General features: G+C 51.2%; 13 protein-coding genes. 8 read left to right on the forward strand and 5 right to left on the reverse strand.

Features of this window, described 5'->3' with window-relative positions; translation table 11 throughout:
• Positions 1-636: 636 nt before the first annotated feature.
• Positions 637-981 carry a YggL family protein gene (locus tag P5704_023620; protein WOF81794.1) on the reverse strand — a complete coding sequence of 115 codons (345 nt, stop codon included), beginning with the start codon at positions 979-981 and terminating at the stop codon, positions 637-639.
• 435 nt (positions 982-1,416) lie between these two features.
• On the opposite strand from P5704_023620, the gene P5704_023625 reads away from it, so the two are divergent.
• From P5704_023625 to P5704_023635, 3 genes are read left to right on the forward strand one after another with little or no spacing between them, the layout of a single operon-like run.
• The gene (locus tag P5704_023625; protein WOF81795.1) at positions 1,417-1,758 is read left to right on the forward strand and encodes a hypothetical protein; all 342 of its coding nucleotides are present in this window, start codon (positions 1,417-1,419) and stop codon (positions 1,756-1,758) included.
• 20 nt (positions 1,759-1,778) lie between these two features.
• On the forward strand, positions 1,779-4,334 hold the full coding sequence (locus P5704_023630) for a hypothetical protein (GenBank protein ID WOF81796.1): 2,556 nt from the start codon (positions 1,779-1,781) through the stop codon (positions 4,332-4,334).
• Positions 4,297-5,118, forward strand: a complete 822-nt coding sequence (locus P5704_023635; protein WOF81797.1) for a hypothetical protein — start codon at positions 4,297-4,299, stop codon at positions 5,116-5,118. The genes P5704_023630 and P5704_023635 overlap by 38 nt, the downstream gene beginning before the upstream one ends.
• Positions 5,119-5,644: 526 nt before the next feature.
• Here P5704_023635 and P5704_023640 read toward each other — a convergent pair.
• The 4 genes from P5704_023640 to P5704_023655 form a co-directional block, all read right to left on the reverse strand.
• Positions 5,645-6,340: a helix-turn-helix transcriptional regulator gene (locus tag P5704_023640; GenBank protein ID WOF81798.1), complete on the reverse strand. Its 696-nt coding sequence runs from the start codon at positions 6,338-6,340 to the stop codon at positions 5,645-5,647.
• 174 nt (positions 6,341-6,514) lie between these two features.
• The gene (locus P5704_023645; GenBank protein ID WOF81799.1) at positions 6,515-6,988 is read right to left on the reverse strand and encodes a hypothetical protein; all 474 of its coding nucleotides are present in this window, start codon (positions 6,986-6,988) and stop codon (positions 6,515-6,517) included.
• A gap of 377 nt (positions 6,989-7,365) precedes the next feature.
• Positions 7,366-8,118 carry an NYN domain-containing protein gene (locus P5704_023650; GenBank protein ID WOF81800.1) on the reverse strand — a complete coding sequence of 251 codons (753 nt, stop codon included), beginning with the start codon at positions 8,116-8,118 and terminating at the stop codon, positions 7,366-7,368.
• A gap of 195 nt (positions 8,119-8,313) precedes the next feature.
• Positions 8,314-9,900: a hypothetical protein gene (locus P5704_023655; protein WOF81801.1), complete on the reverse strand. Its 1,587-nt coding sequence runs from the start codon at positions 9,898-9,900 to the stop codon at positions 8,314-8,316.
• Positions 9,901-10,120: 220 nt separating this feature from the next.
• On the opposite strand from P5704_023655, the gene P5704_023660 reads away from it, so the two are divergent.
• From P5704_023660 to P5704_023680, 5 genes are all read left to right on the forward strand, one after another.
• Positions 10,121-10,312 (forward strand): AbrB/MazE/SpoVT family DNA-binding domain-containing protein, encoded by a 192-nt coding sequence (locus P5704_023660; GenBank protein ID WOF81802.1) that lies wholly within the window; start codon positions 10,121-10,123, stop codon positions 10,310-10,312.
• Between the two features lie 183 nt (positions 10,313-10,495).
• Positions 10,496-12,895, forward strand: coding sequence for a type I restriction-modification system subunit M (locus P5704_023665; GenBank protein ID WOF81803.1), 2,400 nt, complete (start codon positions 10,496-10,498; stop codon positions 12,893-12,895).
• Positions 12,892-14,073: a restriction endonuclease subunit S gene (locus P5704_023670; GenBank protein ID WOF81804.1), complete on the forward strand. Its 1,182-nt coding sequence runs from the start codon at positions 12,892-12,894 to the stop codon at positions 14,071-14,073. The genes P5704_023665 and P5704_023670 overlap by 4 nt, the downstream gene beginning before the upstream one ends.
• Positions 14,070-14,489 (forward strand): hypothetical protein, encoded by a 420-nt coding sequence (locus tag P5704_023675; protein WOF81805.1) that lies wholly within the window; start codon positions 14,070-14,072, stop codon positions 14,487-14,489. Before P5704_023670 ends, P5704_023675 begins: the two co-directional genes overlap by 4 nt.
• Before the next feature lie 8 nt (positions 14,490-14,497).
• Positions 14,498-14,944, forward strand: coding sequence for a hypothetical protein (locus P5704_023680; protein WOF81806.1), 447 nt, complete (start codon positions 14,498-14,500; stop codon positions 14,942-14,944).
• Positions 14,945-14,994: the final 50 nt, after the last annotated feature.

Genomic DNA, 14,994 nt, shown 5'->3' on the forward strand with positions numbered 1-14,994 from the left:
TGAACAAAGTTTTGCTAATTAGCAAAAAATAATCAGAATCTTGTCAAAAACGCTCTGCCCTTCCCGCATTGCCCCCCTCGCTTTACCTGCAAGCATACAGCCGCTTTCTGCCGACATGCCTCCGGGGTGTGCCACGGTATTCCAGCCAGCACTGCTTCACTCGTTAAACCCAGAACTTCGCTTCATCCAATTGACCTCAGTTGGCCCTACAGCTTGCTCCACGTCTTGCTTGTCACATTGATGAGCAAATTGGCGAAGTGTGAGGTGCCAGCGGTGAGGGTGGTAAACGATTCGGCTCAAGAGGCTAGTGAAAAGGCCAAGCATGAGTTTCGGCGCGCCTCTGATGCTGTTCTGCGACAGCCTGGGTTATCCATTTCATTGCTGGAGCCGGTCGGAGACGGCGGGGGAGGGTGATGCTATATAGCGATGCTTCTGGCGAAGCTTCAAAGACGGTGAACGAGAAAAGGTTCACAAAGGGATGTGAGATGCGTTCGCTTCAGAAAGCTTGGCTCGACTGAGCTACTTAACCGCGTTTGGATTCAGCTCGACCATGATGCAATGACACAAAAAAACCATCCAGGAGGATGGTCTTTTTAATTCAGAAACCGGGTGCGCAGAGACGTCGGTTCAGCGCGATCACTTTGCAACGTTGATCGGTTTCTCTGGGTACCAGGCGTCCTGCAAGGGGCTGACCTCGATCTTGGTCAGTTCGCTACGGTTTTTCAGCCAGGCCTCAACGGTTGCGCGTTGCTCCTCACTTACCGAGCCACGCTTCGCCAGGCAGACCAAGCCGAATTCTTCGCCGCCAACATAGTCCAGGCCGTTCGCGTCCATGGCCTCTACAAAGAACGCAATCAGGAAGTCATCGACAGCTTTTTCCGAAAGGCCTTCCTTGAATTCCAGATTGAGCTCAAACCCCAATTCCTGAAACTCGTCAACACACAGCTTCTTACGCAGACGACGGGAGCGGTTGGTAGCCATGGAAAATCCTCAAAAGTAAATGCGGTGCGCATTCTACCAGCTAATGAGTGGCACTGCTTGTTCGCGCTATGGCCGTCCTGGGCGCTGGTAGCTGCGAAAGCACGCCCACTAAGCCACTGTTTACAGTGCCACTTCGGCGGGCGACGGCGAGCCGACAGCCAGAGGACGGCTCGCTTTGTCGTGGTCACCGCATAAACTTGCCGCTCCAAGCCAGTCTTTTTTCAGCAGCCTGAAGACAGGGGCAGGCCACCACGCCGCAACAGCTCCAGGGTGAACTGGCTAACGCTGCTTCGATAGGAGACCTGTCAAAGCTAGGCCCAGCAGCTATCGCATCTGTGCTAATAAGAAAATCAACCAAACGTCAGCTCAGGTGATAGAGTCTGGCCAACCCGATAGGCAACAGATAGATCGCTTTAAATTCAAGGGAGCTCCGAAATGGACTTTATTACCACCGCAATAATTGCAAACTCTGCCTATGACATCTTCAAGTGCGGCCTGAAGCTGAGTGCTGCAAAGCTCAAGGAGCGTTTGGGTCAATGGATCAAGGAGGATGTCGTAGCAGAAGCAGTAGCAACAGAGCTAAGCAAGCTAGGAATCAATGATGAGATGAGTGAACTTGCGATTACTCGACGTATTGAGCAGTCGCCAGAGATGGCTCAATTAATTCGCGAAATTAATGCGGCAGCAGAAATTTCTGCACCATCGATGATCACCAAAGTGACACAGCACCACACTGGTAGCGGAGACAACGTTGCCGGGAATAAGATTATTCGGTGATTGAGTGTAAGGGAACTCGCTTGAAAATCATTGAGCAGCATCACAGTGGTAGTGGAGACAACGTCCAGAACAAAATTCTGAACGTAATTAAGTCACTTGCCCCAGATGACCTCCGAGTCCCAATGGAGATGGTCTTTGAGAGTCTTCGCAAGAAGGATCTTACCACCGCCAAAATCCAATTGGACATGCTGAAGGCAACGACCAAGAGCGATCCTGAATCCTCCGCTCTAGTGGATGTAATCTCTATATACGGCGGGCTAGTCGACGCGAAGGATCATGACACAGCCTGGGGAACAGTATCGAATATCGCGGCGACCACTCAAATCCCAATGGTCAAAGATGTCTGTTTAGCTGCTCTCTTGCGCCTATCTCATAAAACTGATCAGGAAGAGCCCGCTAAACAGCACTATCTTTCAGAGCTCGCCCCTGGGCAATACGCAACTGAGGTGTACCTCAGCCAATATGCCGATGAAGCGTGCCTTGAAGATGCTGCGAGCAAGTTCGTAATTCCTGAGCCAGTGCTTACAGGTGTTGTGGTAGGGAGTCTTCGTTTGGAGCTTACTGCCTTAGCCACTAGCATGGCTCAGCGCTTAAGTAGAACTTACCCTTCCTACAACGCCAAGGTTCTAGAGGTCTTGGCGAGCGCATACGAACTTAATCCTCGTGTCGCCCAGAAACATCTATGGCTTTGCCCCCCTGAAGTGAAACAGGAGGTAGACAGACTTGCCGAGAAGGTTGTCGAACTAATAGATATCTCGAATGGGGTCGATACGCGCCTCTACAATATGGCTTGCCCTATATTTGAAACGTATAGAGGTATTTCGCCAATAGCATTATTTAACACCCTTAAAAATAACTTGCCTCATTGGGAGTCCGCCCATACAGCAACAGCCACCACAATCAAGGCCATTGCAGGGGATGACGAAGGAATTTCTCAGCGGCAGCGCGATATCTTGGCAGCTAAAGATGACCCCCAACTCAGGGCTACTTGGTGCCGTAATTTTCTATCTGCCACTAGTTGCAGGCTGGAGGATGTAATCCCGTTTTTCCGTCTGGCAAATACGGCTGAGGTTAGCGAGTGGCTATCTAAGGACTCCCCGTTAGATGATGCAACTGAAATGGAGAAGTCTTTTGTCAACCTGCTCGGCTGTTCGTTCCGTGAGTTGGATAACGACAGTGATCTTCACCAAAAAAACCAGCTATCTCAACTTGTCGATGATTTTTGGGATGCATGGGAAGGAGAGCTGACGAACATTGCTCCAGAGCGAGTTTTCGACTTGGCTGAGAATTTAGTCAATTCAGATTTGGCTCATAAAGCTTTACGCTTCACCTCGCGCCTAATTCCAGATCAAAAATTATGGCCATCTCCGTTTGTTTTGACACATCTGAAGTGCCTATTAGAAGCACAGCAGTACAAGACTTTTGATGATGTTATTGCAAGGGTGGCAGGGTCAGAAAAATCCTTAACAATTTTAAGCTATCAGTCATTGCGAGCGGAGAAGCTTGGGGATATTGAGGCAGCTATCAGGATTAGTGATCAGATCGTTGCACAGTCACCAGAAATACCATATAGCTGGCTGAGAGGCTGCCAGCTACGTGCTCGGTATCAAACTGAAGATCAGCAGATCGAGTTTCATGACCAAGTACCAGATGGTCTACTAAAAAAACACTCACATGAAGCAGTATCAATTCTTTACTTTTTTGCCATGGCAGGCAACTTCAAGCGTGTAGAACCTCGATGGGTTGAGTGGTTTATAGAGGATCCGCACGCTCTGGCTGTAGAGATGGTTAATTTTTACTTCGGACTGACTGTCAGCAGCAATAAGAAATGCGAGTTCGAGGTTTCGGCGACACTAGAGCAGTGTGTAGCTGCCGTCCAATTTGAGCAGGATGGCGACACAGTGATCAAGTTAATCGTTGATGGTCATCAAGTTTTCAATGAGTACACACTAAAATCATCTAGCCAGCTAGCGGAGTTACTAAATAACTTAGCTGTGGGTGAGACCGGTTCGCTGGGAATGGTCAATTACAAGCTCGTAGAGCGACTTCCACCCTACGTTGCTTGCTTGAGAATTGCTCTGCGACTCCGGCATATACATAACGACGGAAGTGATTGCTTTGCAATGTTATCAATGCCTTCGGACAATGAGCAGATCATACCGTTCTTGGAGGAAAAACTGGGTCAAAGCCAAGGCACAGGAAAACGGAAGCAGCTTAATAAAGCTGATAACATCCCGCTATATATTCGCGGGCATTTTTTGTGCCCGGACAATGCTTTCAAGGGGGCGCTGAATTGCTGGACTGATGCCGGCGTACCCAAAACAACACTTTTTGATCAGGGAAATGAATTTCCGGATGCCGTCGTGCTTGATGCATATGGTATCGGCTATCTGGCGGTGACAGATCTTGCGCAGAGCATGTTGGATATTGGTGTTAAGCTTGTATTGCCAGCAGCAACTAAGGAGGCGCTTAGCCGTTGGGTTGAAGAGATTTCTGACCAAAACTTCATGTTGATGGGGGTCACCGAAAAAAGGAAAGTTGTTCCGCACGACTGCCAAGGATATCCAGGCGCGTGATGGGCACTCATTGAGGGCGCTGCAATTGATCCTGGATAATGCGTCAATTGCTCATCCAGTCCTACATGACGCAGCGCTTGAGATTTACTCGATCAAGAATGGCATAGACTCCACTGTATACGATGCAATGCAATTATCGATTGCAAACGATATAGCATGGCTATGCATGGACGGCGCATTCGCCGCGCTCCACAAGTCCAATCAATATGAAATAGCAAATTCTCAGGCAATTATTGCGCGAGCAATGGCAGCGAGTAATCAATTTGATTTTGAGCGCAAGCGCCATGGACTTTTGCTGTATTCGCTAGGGGCCCTGCCATTACCAGTTACCTATGCGGAAATACATCATTTGGCCGCCCACCCTAATGCCTTGGCTGGATTTATTCTATTCAAGATGATCCAGAACCATGGAAATCAAATTTTCGTAGGTGAGGAAAAGCCACTATTTCTTCTCGATGTGATCCAACTGCACCTTAATAGCATGTATCACTCAGGAAAAAGCCAAGCAGCTACGCGGCCACTCTATACGCCTTTGATGGACTACACGGAACATGTCTTCAACCATGGAATAAGGCTCTTTCTCGGAGCCTATGGTGACGGCAGCATCGAACGTCGATTGGCCATGGCGTTAAACCACATGGGGGCATCTTGTGGAATTTATCATCGATTCCTTGAGTTCGTTGTCGGCCACTTCCTCAATTTTGCTCAGGGACATTTCATGGACGCCAACGCTCTCCGGGTAAACCTCCAGTCGCTGGTGAGCCATCAGGAAAATCAATCATAAAACCGATGAGCCGTATCCCAAATCAGTGCAAGTGCGCTATTTGGCCATAGCAGCAAGGTTCTTCAGGGCTATCAACCCTCGCTGGATGGACAGCTGCATAATGTCTTTATTTAAAGGCGCTAAGTAGAATATTCTCATCTAACGTATTGAAATGCATACATTAGAGACTTGCGCCCGTAAAACGCGCCTGGCATATGTAAAATAGCGCTCGACGACCGATTCCCCCCCCCCCAGCTCCTCTCGTTGGATAGCGAAGCCCATAAGGCCCGCTTTTTTGTGCTAGTTGCCAGGAACAAAATCCCAGGCCAGCACCACCACATAGGTTCCTGCTATTGCCCGCACGCGCAGGACATCACCGCTCACAGATTCACGCATTGCCACATCCTCCTTGGTGACCGCTGACACCTTTCTAGCGGGGAATTCAACGCTAAAGGGTAGATGCACTCGCCGTAATTGCCGCCACGGCAATATGAAGTTTCGGCGACGATTTATATCCCTTCAGCGCGAGTCTGGCTGAAGCGGGCACCTACAGGCGGATGCCACAGGACTTCGGCGTGGCGAACTGCGTAGGCTCTTCGCCCAGCGGAAAGGCAACGACGTACAGGACATTGGCGGACATCGGTTCAGTGGCTGGGTTTGATCCCCATTTCATCTTCACCTTTCGTTCGCCGTAGAGCAGAGACACTCCAAGCGCGTTGAGTGCATCGATCAACGACTGCAACTCGTCATACACGTCGATTTTCTGCCTTTCGCTATACAGGTCGGCGCAATCGCGGTACTCCATGAAATAGTCCACCAAACTGGAAAATGCTTCCTCGGCTTCGCGGGGCAACTCGAACGCCGGCTCGGAAATGTCCGCCGTACTAGTTGTCACCAGTTTGGCTTGCTGCCTCCCTGTGGTCAGCGGTGTGGCCGCCAAGGTGACATTCTCTTTGTCGAATCTCTCTTGGGCGGCCCTTAATTCTTCCTCGGAGGGAATCTCGTAGGCCTTGTTGAAAACATCGATGTCCTCGAACTCGAATGCTCGCGCCAGGGCACGTCGTGTGTTGAAGTCTCCTGACTGGCCTTTCTCGACTCGCTGAATCGTTCGCTCACTCAACCCTGAGATCCCAGCTAGCTGCTCTTGAGACCAGCGGTTGGATTCGCGAAACAATCTGACGCACTGAGCAAGTTCAGTAGGAGTGAGTGGACGGGGTTGCTGGCTGGATTCAGAGGTTTTCATTTTGCTGCTCCATCACGTTGAACGATGTAGCTAGTGTGGAGAGTAGACAGCCAGGCCAACACGACAGGAACACGACAGTGAACTGACAAAGGGGGCGCCTCGATTCTCATTGCTGAAACCGTACCTTTGCATGTTTGGCTGGCAACAAGGTACGTCGGGGGCAGTTGAGCGAGATCATTCGGTTGTCCTGGCTTGGGTAGGCTCGGCGCCTAACCACTCTTGCCCGATGACTCCAGACGATGGACTAGCGGGACGGGGCGTTGATTTGACCCGTGGCGTCCGGCTGACAGTAATTGCCCCATGGGACTCCGCCGAATAGGTCAGGTTGTAGATCCCGCTCTTCAGACCAAAATGCGGATGCTTGCCTTGCTCAATGTCGAGCCAGAGTGAAGCTGTGCGCTTATGGCCTGGGAACGCGTGAGAGAAGAAGAAAATCCAGCCGTTGTCCGACCGCTTGGGATGCTTCAATCGGTAGTCCTCGAACTGGTATCGCTCGAAGGCTTTGGCGTTGAAAATGACCACTGGTTTGAGATCGAACTGGACAGATGCGTCGATGAACGCCTTGAGCGCCGTCATATCCAGTTTGTGAGCAAGCAGCAGGGAGAGGCGCTTCTCCGGATGGACTCCATCGAATTCCACTCCGCCCATGCTGGTCTCCATCTCCCACTCACCCGAAGCATGGTAGTGACGTATCCAACTGTACTGCCATAAGGTCGATGTCTTTCGATAGCTACAAGCTTGGCCAGGCCTATGGCTCCAATGCCACTCGTAGATATCGCCCAGCTTGGCAGTCAACTGCTCGTTGCAACTCGGGCAATACCCGCTCTCATCTCGGGTGGCTGGAATGCGTCTGCCGTCCGTTGTGCGTGCTAGGTACATGCGGGCAATTCATCCTTGATCTAGCTTACGGATTCAATCTATTACCTATTGCGGGCCAGCAGCAGACTAGGAGGCGAGAGCCGCCTAGCATCCGATGCTATGGGTCAGCGCACGGGCATTGGCCGCTGTCTTCGAGTAGGAGAAGCTCAGGCGGGTTCAGGGGCTGATGATGGCGTTTGCTTGCGAACGGTACGAACCACCATAGCAGTGCCGCGCATCTCAACATCGAACAGCTCCGAGGTGCGTATGAGATCGCCCAGTTTCTGATAGCCATAGTTCACCACAGAGAACGAGCTGTTGTTGTGGATGTAGTCCGATGCCCTGCTGAGAAGCGACCAGCCATCATCTCCGGCTGTTTGGTCTGCCGCGTTTCGAAGCAAGCGCACTAGGGATGTGTCGCAACGCAGCTCATTTCGAGACTTTTTCCGGGGTTGTTCGTCCTGAGAAACCTTGTCGTCGTCTGCGGCCCGTACAAGATTCTCCACGTAGATGAACGACGTGCATGCATGCACAAAGGCAGAAGGAGTCTTCTTCTCGCCAAAGCCATACACCGGGAAGCCACTTTCTTGCAGGCGTAGAGCCAGTGGAGTGAAGTCGCTGTCGCTGGTCATCAGGGCAAAAGCGTCGATGTTCTTGCTGTACAGCAGATCCATCGCATCGATGATCATGGCTGCGTCAGTTGCGTTCTTGCCCTTGGTGTAGGCGAACTGCTGCATCGGGCGGATAGCGAATGGATGGAGCCGCTCAACCCAGCCAGAGAGACCGTCGCTCTTCCAGTCACCATGAGCATGTCGTACGTTGACCATGCCGTATTTGGCGAGCTCTTCCAGCACGCCTTCAATGGCACTGTGACTGACGTTGTCGCAATCGATCAACAAAGCAATTCGTTTCTGGTGCATCAGGTGTCGTCCTTGTAAGACTGCGTTTGCTTGAACGTTGCCACCATGCGCAGGGGCTATGCAAGCGCTGTAATTATATTGGTGATTCTGAGAGGTGCTTGCCCCAGAGCGACTCTCCAGCCTGTTATTATGTGCATGTTCAACTTGAGCGGTTAACATAATTTCATTACCACCATCTATCCCTTAACGTAAATGCTATAGTTTCTTGCCATTAAGCAACCACCTAGTCAATATGTCGATTTCCTGAATGATCAGACGATTCTTTCCAGGGAGATTGAACTTAGGCAAAAGCGTTTCGGGATCACGGGTGGAGCCAGGAGTGTACCCTAGTAGGCCTGCATATTTTGCGGCTTCGCCTCCCAATGAATCATAAAACCGGTCAAATACCTCTTCTTCACCATTGCGAGATAGCACTTTAAACTGCGATTTGCAGAATGCGCATACTTGCACATAAAAAGGAATGAACAGAGGGCCTGCGGAATACTTAGCCTTTTCAAGTGCCTGCTTGAACTGTTTTAGTGCGCTTTCACTGGCGCCGGTTAGCATGAATCTACTAGCCAATGACCAGTCTTCAATCCACGCTGGACTGTTTGTTAAGTTTGATAGCCATTCTTTTTCAAAAAACTTCAGATAATCCTTTTTGTATAGAACTGCAAGCCCGTCAGGTATGGCGGTGTCGCAGGGCAAAAATGCCCCTGTTGATCTAAGGTTTGTCAAGAATTCATGGTACGCTCCAAACGCATCATCCAATAATTTCTCATCGACTACGTCGTCATGCAGTATCTGATCAATGCAGTCGCTGATTGGAGTGGCGCTGTCTAGGGTTTTAATCTTTGGGTATTGGGGTTGAGTGCTGGGGTCAAAATCGCCTATCTCGGTGGCATGCATATACAGGTTGTGGGACACAAAGGCGCAAAAAGCTTTGTTGGCAAACCCATGCCCCTCAGCCTCCGCAGGCAAAAGACACGCAAGCGGCTTGATAAATGGATAAATAACTTCCCATTTTATTTTGCCTTCCTTGCTCATTCGCTCAAATACCTGCTTTGACTGCGTACTGACCGGCTTTGACGAGAAATCTAATCCCCATAGCTCGCTGTCAGTCAGGTTGCAGTTAACGGATTGCTTACGAAGAGCGTGAAACTGGTGAAGTTTGTACGGTGTCACCCCGGTTTCCTTACAGAATTTCTCGACAAACTCACGCAGAGGCCATCTGCTTGTTTCTGTACTCTTACCGAGGACTCCCCTTGGCTCCACATCGGAGATAGCTCTGACCAAGTCGATCATTGTGCCTGCAAGAAAACCTTGGTAGGCATCAATGCAGTCTTCAGATGTTGCCGAGTACTCCCTTATGAACTCTCTGTAGTGTAGCAACGCTGAAGTGTAGAGTTTCGCTGCAAGATCGGAAACTTTCGAGGCTCCGTATTTCTCATGGACGAGAATCTCGATATAGCCTGTTAACTCTCTGAGTTCTTCGTATGAGGAGTAATCCTCTTTGGCCAGATAGGACACATAGGACTGAATGGTCTTGCTCTTTTTTACTTCCTGCTTTGATTCAGGTGCGATCTGAGTCGTGACGGACACAAGCTCGTCGAGAGACCCATAAGTGCCGTTCTCCCTCTTAATGGCCTCGAATGCAGATCTCAATGCTGCCCGCCTGGCTTTTTCGCTAGCAGGTACATGAAACTTGACACTCTTCCCGTCACTGCTCCATAGGCCTAGGCAATCACACAGCACTTTGTTGAAGTGACCGAGCGTGGGGAATTGAAAATCCGTAAATGACATTTTGGCTCTCGCTGTATCGACTTTTCGCCACTTTAAAGTGAGGCCAGCAGTTTTCTAGGTATCAAAGTGTCGATGGCATTGTCGTGTGGTTCAGAATGCCCAAATGTGCTTCAGCGCTTTAAGGTTGGTAACTGCATGGAAATGTAGCCTCCTCCCTATGAAGCCGTCCTGCCCAAGGCGATACTGCCATACTGAGTTCTTTCACCGTGAGGTCGAAGCGATGGCGACATCAGAGAGCTGGCGAGTTGTCTGCCAAGACCCAGGAGATGGCAGCGGAGACGTCATCGTTGAGCTTCCTCCGGCGCTACTGGAGAAGCTTGGCTGGGCTGTGGGAGATGATCTGGTCATTGAGGGCGACAAGGAAGGAATCTCTTTAAAACTCAAGCCTCGATCCGCCGATGCCGCATCCTAGAGGCTGATGTGGCGTTGGCGCCTGTCTTTCAGAAATTCAGCATCTCGATGGCAATTCTGCTGCCGCCCATAGATGAGGCCTGCTCCACATTTCTGATACTCTCGCCCCATCTTTCGGCAGGGACGCGGACGAGGTCATGAGCCTCAGCTACCTGCCATTTCGCATTGCAAGGTAGTACGCCCGATGGCCATCAAGAAATCCGAACTCTATTCCTCCCTTTGGAAATCCTGCGACGAGCTGCGTGGCGGGATGGATGCCTCGCAGTACAAGGACTACGTCCTGGTGCTGCTGTTCGTGAAGTACGTGTCGGACAAGTATGCCGGCGACCCGAACTCGCTCATTGAGGTGCCGGAAGGCGGCAGCTTCGCTGACATGGTGGCGCTCAAGGGTGACAAGGAGATCGGCGACAAGATCAATCAGATCATCGCCCGCCTGGCCGAGGCCAATAACCTCACCGGCGTCATCGACGTAGCGGATTTCAACGACCAGGAGAAGCTCGGCAAGGGCAAGGAGATGGTCGACCGTCTGTCCAACCTGGTCAGCATCTTCAACTCGCCGGGGCTGGATTTCCGCAGCAACCGCGCTCAGGGCGACGACATCCTTGGCGATGCCTACGAATACCTAATGCGCCACTTCGCCACCGAGTCCGGCAAGAGCAAGGGGCAGTTCTACACCCCCGCAGAAGTGTCGCGGATCATGGCTCAGGTCATCGGCCTGGCCGGTGCTACCGACAGCAAGCAGAGCATCTATGACCCGACCTGCGGCTCGGGTTCGCTGCTATTGAAAGCGCACGACGAAGCCAAAAGCGTCACCGGTCTGGATCTGGCCATCTACGGTCAGGAAATGGACAACGCCACCAGCGCCTTGGCCAAGATGAACATGATCCTGCACGACTGCCCCACGGCGGAAATCTGGAAGGACAACACCCTGTCCGCGCCGCATTTCAAAGACCCGATGGGCAAGCTCAAGCTGTTCGACTTCATCGTCGCCAACCCGCCGTTCTCCACCAAGGCCTGGAGCAATGGCTTCAACCCGGCAGAGGATGAGTACAACCGCTTCAGCTACGGCATACCGCCTGAGAAGAATGGCGACTACGCCTTCCTCCTGCACATGCTCACCTCGCTGAAAAGCACCGGCAAGGCGGCGGTGATTCTGCCCCACGGCGTGCTGTTCCGGGGCGGTGCCGAGGCAGCCATCCGCAAGCGCATCCTCCAGCAGGGTTACATCAAAGGCATCATCGGCCTGCCGGCAAACCTGTTTTACGGCACCGGCATTCCTGCCTGCATCATCGTGCTGGACAAGGAAGGCAGCGCCGGGCGCAAGGGCCTGTTCCTGATCGACGCCAGTAAGGGCTTTATTAAGGACGGCAACAAGAACCGCTTGCGTGAGCAGGACATCCACAAGATTGTCGATACCTTCACCCAGCAGATTGAGGTGGAGAAATTCGCTCGGCTGGTGCCAATGGCCGAGATTGAAGCCAACGACTTCAACCTGAATATCCCGCGCTATATCGACACCAGCGAAGCAGAGGATCTTCAGGACATCGAGGCCCACCTGCATGGCGGCATCCCCGAGCGTGATATCGACGCCCTGCATGCCTACTGGCAGGTAATGCCTAACCTGCGAGGCGCGCTGTTCGAGCCACTGCGCCCCGGCTACCTCAGCCTTAAAGTTGCCATCAGCGAGATCAAGCCGACCATCTTCGGCCACCCCGAGTTCGAAGCCTTTCGCCAGACGGTGGCGGGCCTGTTCGAGGCCTGGCGTGCCGAACACCGCCCAAACCTCGCCGGCATCGCCATTGGCGATCAGCCCAAAGCGCTGCTCAAAGAGTTGGCCGAAGATCTGCTGCATCGCTTCGAAGCAGCACCGCTGCTGGATGCCTACGACGTCTACCAGCACATCCAGGACTATTGGTACGCCACCATGCAGGATGACGTATACCAACTGGTGATCGATGGCTGGCAGCCACTTATTGCCAGTGGCTCAAGCAAGGGCGAACCCAATACCGACCTGCTGCCCCCCGAGCTGATTGTGCGCCGCTACTACTCCAGCGAAGCCGCTGCCATTACCGAGCTGGAAGCCAAACGCGACGCCATCAGCCGCGAGCTGGAAGAGCTGGACGAAGATCAGGGAGGCGAAGACAGCCCTCTGGCCGAAGGCAAAACCGACAAGGGCAAGCTTACCGCTGCCAGCGTCAAGGCACGCCTGAAAGCCATCAAGCACGACCGCGACGCCGATGAAGAACGCCAGGCGCTGGAGCAATGCCTGGCGCTGATCGAGCGCGAAGCTGAGGCCAGTAAGAAGGTCAAAGCCGCGCAGAGGGTGCTGGATGCAAAGGTGCAGGCCCACTACGCCCAGCTAAGCGAAGCAGAGCTGAAAACCCTGGTGATTGAAGATAAATGGCTGGCCACCCTGCAAACCGATGTACACACCGAACTTGATCGGGTCTCCCAAGCCCTCACTGGCCGTATCCGTCAACTAGCGGAGCGCTATGCCACACCGCTGCCGGCGCTGAATGCCGAGGTGGATGCGCTGGCGGCCAAGGTTAATGCGCATCTGGAAAAGATGGGGTTTTCGGTATGAGTACAGAGGTAATGTCAGGGTACAAGCTGACTGAAGTTGGATTAATTCCGGAAGAATGGGAAGTCAAACGTCTGGGAGAATGCTTAGCTAGCACTCCCCGCTACGGTATAAATGCAGCGGCAGTCCCATACTCAGATCGTCTCCCAGTCTACATTCGAATTACAGACATAAGTACAGACGGGCGCTTTTCTCCTGAAAAACTGGTATCTGTTGATAATACACAAGCATCCAATTACTACCTATTGGATGGCGATATTGTTTTAGCACGCACAGGCGCCAGTGTTGGCAAGTCATATAAATATGACACTAGTGACGGCCCATTGGTTTTCGCTGGATTTTTAATTTTAATTCGACCAAACCCTACAAAGCTTGTATCAGGCTATATTTCTTCATATTTATCCACAAAAAAATACTGGGACTGGGTAGGTTTAATGTCCATGCGCAGTGGGCAGCCAGGAATAAATGGAAAAGAATACTCCCAATTACCTTTACCAATCCCCTCTATAAGTGAACAGCGTGAAATATCTATCACGCTATTCGAAATCGACTATCTCATCAAAAACCTGGATAAAATAATCGCCAAAAAGCGCGATATCCAGCAAGCCGTCATGCAACAACTCCTAACCGGCCAACGCCGCCTGCCGGGGTTTAGTGGGGAGTGGCAGATGAAGATTCTGGGTGAAGTTTGCAAAATCACCACAGGAAAAAAAGATGTAAATGAGGGCAACCCATCGGGGCAGTACCCTTTCTTTACTTGCGCAAGAGACCACACTTATAGCGATCACTATTCGTTTGACTGTGAGGCTATACTTGTCGCCGGAAACGGAGAGGTTGGAAACCTAAACTATTACTTCGGGAAGTTTGAGGCCTATCAACGAACCTACGTTCTTTATGAATTCTATGCCAATACTAACTATATCTGGCACGCATTGAAATTTGGGTTGGCTGCTTCGCTCGGAATTGGGAAAATTGGATCTTCGATACCCTACATCAAGAAGTCCGACCTGACGAACTTTGAGCTCCCTCTCCCTGCCCCGGAGGAACAAGCTGCAATCGCAGCTACTATTTCTGATATGAGCGCTGAGCTCTCCGCCCTAGAAGCCCGCCGCGAGAAGGCCCGCCAACTCAAGCAGGGCATGATGCAGGAACTACTAACCGGCAGAATAAGACTAAAATGAGCAACAGCGATTGGATAGCATTAGCAGGAGCCCTGATATCGGCACTCAGTCTTGCCGTAGCTGGCTGGAGCCTGTGGTTTACTCATATTCAATGGAAAAAAGTTAGCAGCAAAGTTGCCATGATTGGTGACTCAGGAATGGCCTCCGAAGTTTTGCCTGCATGGTATACCCGCCGAATGATGGATGACTGGTGGCTTTTCGGCTTGCTAACCACAGATGGCACTATCATTGCCATTCGAAGAATCACAGCAATCTCGGATGATGGAAAGTGGATGGATATTGAGCTTGCAGAAGCAGATGACGTCGAACACCTAAAACAACACCGTCCAGTTTTAACAGCAGTTGCACCTGATCGTCTTTCAGGATCCATTCAAATAGCAAATATCATCTCCGCCATCGAGTTACAAACAAGTTAGGAGCGGGAATGCAGGAAACCCAAGGCAAACCCACAATTAAAATTCACTGCAACCGTTTCAGGCAAGCGATACAAAAAATACCAGCTTCAGGGCGACCGATAGATTTTAGAAATTTCCCCAGCGGTAGTTGTGGCTCTACCTCTGAATTGATCGGTACCTATTTGGAAAGTCTTGGTTTTGGAAAATTCTATTATGTGCACGGATCAAAGCCAGGAATCGAGTCACACGCATGGATAAAACAGGGCAGGCTCATAGTTGACTTAACTGCTGATCAATTTCACGAGATCAACATACCTGTGATGGTATTAGATGAATCACCATGGCACAACGAGTTCGAGATATCAGCGTGCCATGCTATTGATCTGGTCGCCACAGATAAGACAGCATTTCTTCCATTACTCCCTTTTTACGAGAAAATTCTAAGAGTAATCCAAGAGAGCAATCATGAGCCTTAGCCCCATGAACAGCCCCTGAATTCGAGATCTATAGAGTTATAAATTAAAAA

It is taken from the genome of Pseudomonas sp. FeN3W (genome assembly GCA_030263805.2).
Classification (GTDB): Bacteria; Pseudomonadota; Gammaproteobacteria; order Pseudomonadales; family Pseudomonadaceae; genus Stutzerimonas; species Stutzerimonas stutzeri_G.

Coding starts and splice junctions, on each gene's coding strand:
- P5704_023620 (WOF81794.1), bottom strand. CDS start 981: ATGGCTACCAACCGCTCCCGTCGTCTGCGTAAGAAGCTGTGTGTTGAC.
- P5704_023625 (WOF81795.1), top strand. CDS start 1,417: ATGGACTTTATTACCACCGCAATAATTGCAAACTCTGCCTATGACATC.
- P5704_023640 (WOF81798.1), bottom strand. CDS start 6,340: ATGAAAACCTCTGAATCCAGCCAGCAACCCCGTCCACTCACTCCTACT.
- P5704_023645 (WOF81799.1), bottom strand. CDS start 6,988: ATGGGCGGAGTGGAATTCGATGGAGTCCATCCGGAGAAGCGCCTCTCC.
- P5704_023650 (WOF81800.1), bottom strand. CDS start 8,118: ATGCACCAGAAACGAATTGCTTTGTTGATCGATTGCGACAACGTCAGT.
- P5704_023655 (WOF81801.1), bottom strand. CDS start 9,900: ATGTCATTTACGGATTTTCAATTCCCCACGCTCGGTCACTTCAACAAA.
- P5704_023660 (WOF81802.1), top strand. CDS start 10,121: ATGGCGACATCAGAGAGCTGGCGAGTTGTCTGCCAAGACCCAGGAGAT.
- P5704_023665 (WOF81803.1), top strand. CDS start 10,496: ATGGCCATCAAGAAATCCGAACTCTATTCCTCCCTTTGGAAATCCTGC.
- P5704_023670 (WOF81804.1), top strand. CDS start 12,892: ATGAGTACAGAGGTAATGTCAGGGTACAAGCTGACTGAAGTTGGATTA.
- P5704_023675 (WOF81805.1), top strand. CDS start 14,070: ATGAGCAACAGCGATTGGATAGCATTAGCAGGAGCCCTGATATCGGCA.
- P5704_023680 (WOF81806.1), top strand. CDS start 14,498: ATGCAGGAAACCCAAGGCAAACCCACAATTAAAATTCACTGCAACCGT.